The following is an 8,476-nucleotide window of genomic DNA, read 5'->3' as shown; positions in this document are numbered from 1 at the left end:
GGGGCCAGGGGGACCGGAGGGGCCGGCAGGGCCGACCGGGCTCGCAGGGCCGACGGGGCCGGCGGGTGCCGCCGGCCTCAAGGCCGTGCCCGCCGGCGGCCTGCCCGCCGTCCGCGAGGCGCCCGCACCGCCCGCGCCGGAGGCCGTCGCCGCGCTCGTGGCCCGCCATCAGGAAGCGCTGCGCCTGGGCCGGCTGGGCCGCTGGGAGGAGGCCGGCCGGGCGCACGCCGCCGTCGCCGCCGGCCGCGAGCGCCTCCTGGGCCCCGACCACCCCGACACCCTCACCAGCCGCTACGAGGCCGCCTTCGCCCTGAGCGCCCTGGGCCGCCCCGGCGAGGCGCTGCGCGAGTACGCCCGGGCCGCGGCCGGGCGCGAGCGCGTCCTGGGGCCGGACCACCCCGCCACGCTCGCCGCGCGGCAGGAGACGGCGTACGTCCTCGGGCAGCTCGGCCGGCACTTCGAGGCGCACGACGTGTACGCCGCCGTGCTCGCCGCGCGCGAGCGGACCGCCGGCCCCGAGCACCCCGACACCCTGCGCTGCCGCCACAACCTGGCCTTCAACCTGGGCCGTCTCGGCCGGCTGGAGGAGTCGTACCGCATGGCGTGCGAGGTCGCGGTCACCCGCTCCCGGGTCCTGGGCCCCGCCCACCCGGACACCCTCGTCAGCCGCTACGAGGTCGGCTACGCGCTGGGCCAGCTGGGCCGCTGGACCGAGGCGCTGCAGACCTACCGCGAGGTCGCGGTGGCCCGGCAGCGGGTGCTCGGCCCCGGCCACCCCGACACGCTCGCCGCCCGCTACGAGACCGGCATCTGCCTCGGCCGCCTGCAGCGCAGCGCGGAAGCCCTGCGGCTGTTCCGCGAGCTCGCGGACGAGCGCACCCGCGCCCAGGGGCCCGACGACCCGGACACCCTGCGCGCCCGGCACTGCCTGGGCGTCAACCTCGGCCGCCTCGGCCGCTGGGAGGAGGCCCTGGCCGAGGCGCGCGACGTGTGCGCGGTGCGCGAGCGCGTCCTCGGGCCGGACCACCCCGAGACGCTGGTCAGCCGCCGCGAGATCGCGGTCGCGCTGGGCTGGCTCGGCCGCTGGACCGAGGCCCTCGCCGTCTACCGCGAGGTCGCGCAGGCCCGGCAGCGGGTGCTGGGCGCCGACCACCCGGACGCCCTCACCAGCCGCAACGACGAAGCGCACTGCCTCGAACAGCTGGGCCGCTCCACCGAGGCCGTGGAGCTCTACCGGCAGGTCGCGGCGGTCCGCCGGGTCGGGGCGGCGCGGGGGCGGCCGCTGCACCGCTGAGCGGCCCGCCGGGCCTGGCTGACGTTCCGTCAGAAAACCTCTTCCCTCGCCCGGCCCCCTGCGGCATCCTGCCGCCCATGCAGACCGAGTTGAGCCGGCGGCTGGGCATCGAGCACGCCGTCTTCGGCTTCACGCCCTTCCCCGCGGTCGCCGCGGCGATCTCCCGGGCCGGAGGGCTCGGCGTCCTCGGCGCCGTCCGCTACACCGACCCGCAAGCCCTCGCCCGGGACCTCGACTGGATGGACGCCCGCACCGGCGGAAGACCGTACGGCCTCGACGTCGTCATGCCCGCCAAGAAGGTGGAAGGCGTCACCGAGGCGGACGCCGAGGCGATGATCCCCGAAGGGCACCGCCGCTTCGTCCGCGACGTCCTCGCCCGGCACGGCGTCCCCGAACTCGCCGCCGGACAACGGCAGGGCTGGCGCATCACCGGCTGGATGGAGGACGTCGCCCGCGCCCAGCTCGACGCCGCCTTCGAGCACCCGGTCGCCCTCATCGCCAACGCCCTCGGCCCGCCGCCCGCCGACGTGGTCCGGCGCGCCCACGCCCACGGCGCGCTCGTCGCCGCGCTCGCCGGCAGCGCCCGGCACGCCGCCCGGCACGCCGAGGCCGGCATCGACATCGTCGTCGCCCAGGGCTACGAAGCGGGCGGCCACACCGGCGAGATCGCCACCATGGTCCTCACCCCCGAAGTCGTCCGCGCCGTCGCGCCACTGCCCGTTCTCGCGGCCGGCGGCATCGGCTCCGGCGAACAGGCCGCCGCGGCGCTCGCCCTCGGCGCCCAGGGCGTGTGGACCGGCTCCGTCTGGCTCACCACCGAGGAAGCCGACCTGGGGTCACCGGCGCTGACCGCCAAGCTCCTCGCCGCGGGCTCCGGTGACACCGTGCGCTCCCGCGCCCTCACCGGCAAGCCCGCCCGCCAGCTGCGCACGGCCTGGACGGATGCCTGGGACGACCCCGCCGGGCCCGGCCCCCTGCCCATGCCCCTGCAGGGCCTCCTCGTCGCCGAGGCCATGACCCGCATCCAGAAGCACGAGACCGGGCCGCTGCTGGGCACGCCGGTCGGCCAGATCGTCGGCAGCATGAACACCCGCCGCGGCGTACAGGCCGTCTTCGACGACCTGACGAAGGGCTTCGAACGGGCCGTCGCACGGCTGGAGCGCGCGGCGGCGCGCGCGGCGGCCCCGGCGGCCCGCGACCGCGGGGCCGCCCCGGCGCCCGGCGCCGGGAACGGCGACGGCCGTGCCGGGCCCGACCGCTGAGCGCGGGAGCCACCGCGCCGTCCGCCCCACGACGAAGGAGGCCCCATGGCACCCCGACCGCCCAACGGGTTCTGGGCGCAGGCCGCCGCCGACCCCGGCCGCGTCGTCCTCACCGGCCCCGCCGGCGACACCTGGACCGCCGGCCGCCTGCACGGTGCCGCCAACCGGCTCGTCCACGGGCTGCGCGCCGCGGGCCTGCGGGACGGAGACGCGTTCGCCGTCGTGCTCCCCAACGGCCCCGAACTGCTCACCGCCCACCTCGCCGCGACGCAGGCGGGCCTGTACCTGGTTCCCGTCAACCACCACCTCGTGGGGCCCGAGATCGCCTGGATCGTCGCCGACAGCGAGGCCAAGGCGCTCATCGCCCACGAGCGGTTCGCCGCTCAAGCGACGGCCGCCGCGGACGAGGCCGCCCTGCCCGCCGCCCGGCGCTACGCGGTCGGCAGCGTCGCGGGCTTCCGCCCGTACGCCGCTCTCCTCGACGGACACCCGGAGACTCCGCCGCCCGGCCGCACCGCCGGCTGGGTCATGAACTACACCTCCGGCACCACCGGCCGGCCCCGCGGCATCCGGCGCCCGCTCACCGGCAGACCACCCGAAGAGGGCCACCTGGGCGGATTCCTCGGCATCTTCGGCATCCGGCCGTTCGACGGCAACACCCACCTGGTGTGCTCGCCGCTCTACCACACGGCCGTGCTGCAGTTCGCGGCCGCGTCCCTGCACATCGGCCACCGGCTGGTCGTCATGGACAAGTGGACGCCCGAGGAGATGCTGCGCCTGATCGAGACGCACCGGTGCACCCACACGCACATGGTCCCCACCCAGTTCCAGCGGCTGCTGGCCCTGCCGGAGCACGTACGGGCCCGCTACGACGTGTCGTCCATGCGCCACGCCGTACACGGCGCAGCGCCCTGCCCCGAGCACGTCAAACGAGCGATGATCGACTGGTGGGGCGGCTGCATCGAGGAGTACTACGCGGCCAGCGAGGGCGGCGGCGCCTTCGCCACCGCCGAGGACTGGCTGAAGAAGCCCGGCACCGTCGGCAGGGCCTGGCCCATCAGCGAGCTCGCCGTGTTCGACGACGACGGCAACCGCCTCCCGGCGGGCCGGCTCGGCACCGTCTACATGAAGATGACCACCGGCGGCTTCGCGTACCACAAGGACGACGGCAAGACCCGCGCCGGCCGCATCGGCGACTTCTTCACCGTCGGCGACCTCGGCTACCTGGACGAGGACGGCTATCTCTTCCTCCGCGACCGCAAGATCGACCTGATCATCTCCGGGGGCGTCAACATCTACCCCGCGGAGATCGAAGCCGTGCTGCTCGCCCACCCGGCCGTCGCCGACGCCGCGGTCTTCGGCGTGCCGCACGACGACTGGGGCGAGGAGGTCCGCGCGGTCGTCGAACCCGCCGAGGGGCACGCGCCGGGCGCCCCGCTGGCCGCGGACATCCTCGCGCACTGCGCCGCGGCCCTGGCCGGCTACAAGCGGCCCAGGACCGTCGAGTTCACCGCCGCGATGCCCCGTGACCCCAACGGCAAGCTCTACAAGCGCCGCCTGCGCGAGCCCTACTGGAAGGGCCGGGACCGCCCGGTGTGAGCGGCCCCGGCCCGGCCTGTGGGGCCGGAGCCGTCAGCGTTCGCTCACCCGGACCACCCGCAGCTGCGGCGAGGACAGGATGTCCTTCTCGCAGAACCGGCCCGGGACCATCCGCCCGGCCGAGAACAGCCGGGTCTGGTCCGCGGAGTGCGGCGAGCCGGGATCCGACGACTGCCCGTACGTCAGGAGCGTGCGGGCCACCGGGCAGGCGCCGCCGTCGAAGCCGACCGCCTGGATGTAGCTGGACCCGTGCCGCACCTCGGACCAGCCGCCGCGGGCGGAGTCCCACGGCGCGGACTCGATCATGTTCCAGATGCCCAGCGCGTCGGCGCCGCCGGGGACGGGGATGCGCTCGCCGTTCCGCACGACGAACTGGTGCTCGCCCAGAGGTGCGTCCAGGGCGATGCCCGCCGACCGCAGCTCGGCGACCGTGTCGGCGAGGGCCCGGCCGAAGGCGGGGGAGGCCGTGTTGAGGGTGTTCGGCGTGGTGACGGGGGCGGCGGGGGAGAAGGGGACGCGCCACAGCTCCGCCTGCGGGACGGCGCGGACGAGCCTGCCCCAGAAGCGGGCGAACAGGACCGCTCCCTTGCTGCCGGTGCGCACCGTACGGTCCCAGCGGCCCAGCACTCCGCAGGCCTCGGAGACGTCGGTGGCCCTGCCGTCGCTGCCCGTCGCCTTCCCGCCCGGCAGCGCGGCGCACGCCCTCGCCGCGTCCGCCGCGGCCAGGTCGCCCGCGGGGGCACGGTTCGCGAACTGCTGCCGCTCCAGGTCCGCCACGGTCAGCTTGCCGCGCCGCGCCATGGCGGAGACGTCCTCGATCGCCCCGCGGGTGCGCACCGAACGGGGCGTGGCGACGTCACCGAAGATCCGCGGATAGCCGGTGAGCGGCCGGTCCGCGTTGGCGAGCCAGGGGCTGTCGTTGGAGTTCTCCGCGTACGGGGCGTCCACCAGCGCCGGCATTGCGGAGGGACCGAATATGCCCGGCTGGACGGCATCGGTGTCGCGCCCCAGCGCGCAGGCGCCGCGGGAGCCGTCCAGCACGGCCAGGCCTGCGGCCGGGAACGTCCGCCGGCCCAGATCGGTGGAGCAGCGCCCGGCGAGCTCGTCGGTGACCCGCGGCAGCACCTGCGACTGGGTGTAGAGACTGTGGCCGCCCGAGTCGGCGGCGATCGTGTTCACCCACGGCAGGCCCTGCGTGCGGCGCAGGGCGTCCTGGATCCCGCGCACGCTGCGGGACTTGCCCAGGGCGAGGGAGGCGTCGGTGAAGCGCAGGCTCTCCGCATTGAGGTCCACCAGGGCGTACGCCTTGCCGTCCGCCCAGGGCAGCGGTAGCTCGTCGAGAGAGGTCACCACCGGCCCGTACCGCGTCCACCACTGACTGCGGGTGACCTCGGCCGTCCGGCCGTCCTCGCCCCGTACGGGCACGGTCACCTTGCGCTCGGTCATCCTCTCCCGTCTGCCGTCGACGAGGTAGGCGTGCGGATCGCCGGGCGCGGTCCGCAGCTCGTACAGGCTCGCCGGGACACCGGTCGCGACCGTGTGGCTCCAGGCGATCCGCTCGTTGAAACCGATCTCCACGATCGGCATGCCGAGCAGCGAGCCGCCGGAGACGTTCAGCTCGCCGGGGATGGTCTGCTGCGACTGCCAGAAGCGGCGGCCTCCCTGCCACGGGTAGTGGGGGTTGCCGAGCAGCAGGCCGCGCCCGTTCGCGGCGGCGGAGCCCGCGAACGCCACGGCGTTCGACCCCAGGCCGGCGGCCCTGCGCCGCTGCTCGAAGACCTTGCGGGCCGTTTCGGCGGGGTCCGCCGGAGCCTTGGCAGCTCGGGGCGCCGCCCCCGGTTGTGCCGCCCCCGGTTGTGCCGCGCCCGGTTGTGCCGCGCCCGCGATGCCGTCGGCCGCCAGGCCCTGGCCGCCGAGGACGGTGATGGCAAAGCCGCGCCGCGCTACGTCGAGCGCGGTGACGGGGGTGACCCAGGCGGCGCCGCGGCAGGCGGGGTCGGTGATGCGGTGCTGTGCCAGCCAGGCGTTGTAGCCGGCGGCCCAGCCGCGCATCAGTTCTTTCGCCTGCCGGCTCGGGCCGGCGGGGGCGGGCCGACCGAGGAGCTTCTCGACGGTCCCGGCGTCGTTGATGCCGCGGAAGAACAGGTCGCTGGAGAGGTTGGTGGTGGCGGAGGACAGCGAGCCGTCGGGCTCGGCGCCGGCGCCGAAGCGGGCCGAGCGCTCGCCGCGCAGGGTGACGAACCCTTCGGCGAGAGTGCAGACCTGGTCGGAGGCCTGAGCCCAGCCGGTGCCGAAGCCGAGGTTCGCGTAGTCCTTCGCGAGGATGTGCGGGATGCCGTATTCGGTATAGCGGATGACGGCGGACAGGCCGCCGCCCGAGGCGCGTTCGGAGGCGGGCGCGCCGGCGGTGGCGGCCGCGGCCTCGCCGGGCAGCGCTGCGGCGCAGGTCAGCACCGCCAGGCCGAGGCCCGCCAGGGCGCGGATGCGATGACGTAGGGGCAACGTGTCTCCATGGGTACGGAGGGACGGGATGTCGCCTGCGGGGAGGAGGACGCCCGTGCGGGCCCAGGAGTTGACCGCGGGCCCTGCGATCGCCCCCTTGACCTGCCGCGCACGCCGGACCCAGGATCCGGGGCATGACGGGAGCCCACGACAGCACGGTGGACGGCATCCTGCGGCGCACGGCCCGGCGCGTGCCGGACCGGACGGCCCTGCCCTTCGAGGAGCGCGCCTGGACCTACCGCGAGCTGGACGAGGCCGTGACGGGCGCCGCCCTGGCCCTGCGCGCCGCCGGGCTGAGCGACGGCGACCGCGTCGCCGCCTACGGACACAATTCCGACGCCTATCTGATCGGCTTCCTGGCCTGCGCCCGCGCCGGCCTGGTGCACGTGCCCGTCAACCACCAGCTCACGGGCGGCGAACTGGGTTACATCCTGGAGCAGTCGGGCAGCGCGCTGGCGCTCACCGACCCGGTCCTGGCCCACCGGCTGCCCGGCTCGCTCCGCGCCCTGCCGCTGCGCGACGCCACGGGCTCCCTGCTGGAGCGGGCGGCGCAGCAGCCGCGCCCCGGCAGCGCCGCCCTCACCGCCGGCGGCCCGGACCAGGGCGACCTCGTGCAGCTCCTCTACACCTCCGGCACCACCGCGCGGCCCAAGGGCGCGATGATGACGCACGGCGCGCTCGTACACGCCTACATGAGCGCCATCACCGCCCTGGACCTCAGGGAGACGGACCGGCCGCTGCACGCCCTCCCGCTGTACCACTCGGCGCAGATGCACGTGTTCCTGCTGCCCTTCCTGGCGGTGGGCGCCGAGAACACGCTCATCGACGGGCCCGGTCCGGACCGCGTCCTCGAACTGGTGGAGGCGGGACGGGTGGACAGCTTCTTCGCCCCGCCGACCGTGTGGATCGCGCTCGCCGGCCACCCCGGCTTCGCCGTCCGCGACCTGTCGGCGCTGCGCAAGGCGTACTACGGGGCGTCGGCCATGCCCGTGCCGGTCCTGGAGCGTCTGCGGGCCCGGCTGCCGCGCCTGGCGTTCTACAACTGCTTCGGGCAGAGCGAGATCGGGCCGCTGGCCACCGTGCTGCGGCCGGAGGAGCACGAGGGGCGGATGGACTCGTGCGGGCGCCCGGTGATGTTCGTCGAGGCGCGCGTCGTCGACGAGAAGGGCGCCGACGTGCCCGACGGAACGCCAGGCGAGGTCGTCTACCGCTCCCCGCAGCTGTGCCGGGGCTACTGGGACAAGCCCGAGGAGACCGCGGAGGCCTTCCGGGACGGCTGGTTCCACTCCGGGGACCTGGTGGTCCGGGACGCCGAGGGCTACCTCAGGGTCGTGGACCGGCTCAAGGACGTCATCAACTCGGGTGGCGTGCTGGTCGCCTCCCGCGAGGTCGAGGACGCGCTCTACGGTCATCCGGCGGTCGCGGAGGCGGCGGTGGTCGGGCTCCCCGACGCCCGCTGGATCGAGGCCGTCACGGCGGTGGTCGTGGCGCGCGGCACCGTGACCGAGGAGGAGCTGACGGCGTACGCGCGGGAGCGGCTGGCCCCCTTCAAGGTGCCCAAGCGCGTGCTGTTCGCGGACGCCCTCCCGCGGAATGCCTCCGGCAAGGTCCTGAAGCGGGAGCTCCGTGAGAGGTTCGGCACCGTGCCGTCCGGCGGGGCATGACGGCGCGTCCGGCCCGCTGTTCGCGAATACCGCCGCACTCCCGCCGCGGTGGTGCTGCGCCGCTGCAGGCGTTCTTTGCCGCTGCGGCGCCGGGGCGCCCCGGCGCGGGGCGCGGGCGCTGTAAGGCGCCGGCTGCCGCCCACGGCGTACAGTCG

At 75.7% G+C, this 8,476-nt stretch carries 4 protein-coding genes and 1 pseudogene; 4 read left to right on the top strand and 1 reads right to left on the bottom strand.

Going from position 1 to position 8,476, the window contains the following annotated elements; genetic code table 11:
• The 3 genes and pseudogenes from ACSNOH_RS17775 to ACSNOH_RS17765 form a co-directional block, all read left to right on the top strand.
• Window positions 1–1,294 (top strand): tetratricopeptide repeat protein (locus ACSNOH_RS17775; RefSeq protein ID WP_436722326.1); only part of this gene is annotated, 1,294 nt, incomplete at its 5' end.
• Between the two features lie 77 nt (window positions 1,295–1,371).
• Window positions 1,372–2,472 (top strand): annotated as a pseudogene (locus ACSNOH_RS17770) (nitronate monooxygenase); the annotation flags it as partial.
• A gap of 129 nt (window positions 2,473–2,601) precedes the next feature.
• Window positions 2,602–4,155: an acyl-CoA synthetase gene (locus tag ACSNOH_RS17765; RefSeq protein ID WP_436722325.1), complete on the top strand. Its 1,554-nt coding sequence runs from the start codon at window positions 2,602–2,604 to the stop codon at window positions 4,153–4,155.
• A 33-nt stretch (window positions 4,156–4,188) separates the two neighbouring features.
• Here ACSNOH_RS17765 and ACSNOH_RS17760 read toward each other — a convergent pair whose 3' ends face one another.
• Entirely contained in the window at window positions 4,189–6,657 is a 2,469-nt protein-coding gene (locus tag ACSNOH_RS17760) for a penicillin acylase family protein (protein ID WP_436722324.1), read from the bottom strand.
• Between the two features lie 134 nt (window positions 6,658–6,791).
• On the opposite strand from ACSNOH_RS17760, the gene ACSNOH_RS17755 reads away from it, so the two are divergent.
• On the top strand, window positions 6,792–8,321 hold the full coding sequence (locus ACSNOH_RS17755; protein ID WP_436722323.1) for a fatty acyl-CoA synthetase: 1,530 nt from the start codon (window positions 6,792–6,794) through the stop codon (window positions 8,319–8,321).
• Window positions 8,322–8,476: the final 155 nt, after the last annotated feature.

The sequence above is a fragment of the Streptomyces sp. URMC 127 genome (assembly GCF_051386535.1).
GTDB lineage: Bacteria > Actinomycetota > Actinomycetes > Streptomycetales > Streptomycetaceae > Streptomyces.
This window is presented reverse-complemented; position numbering and strand designations above follow the sequence as displayed.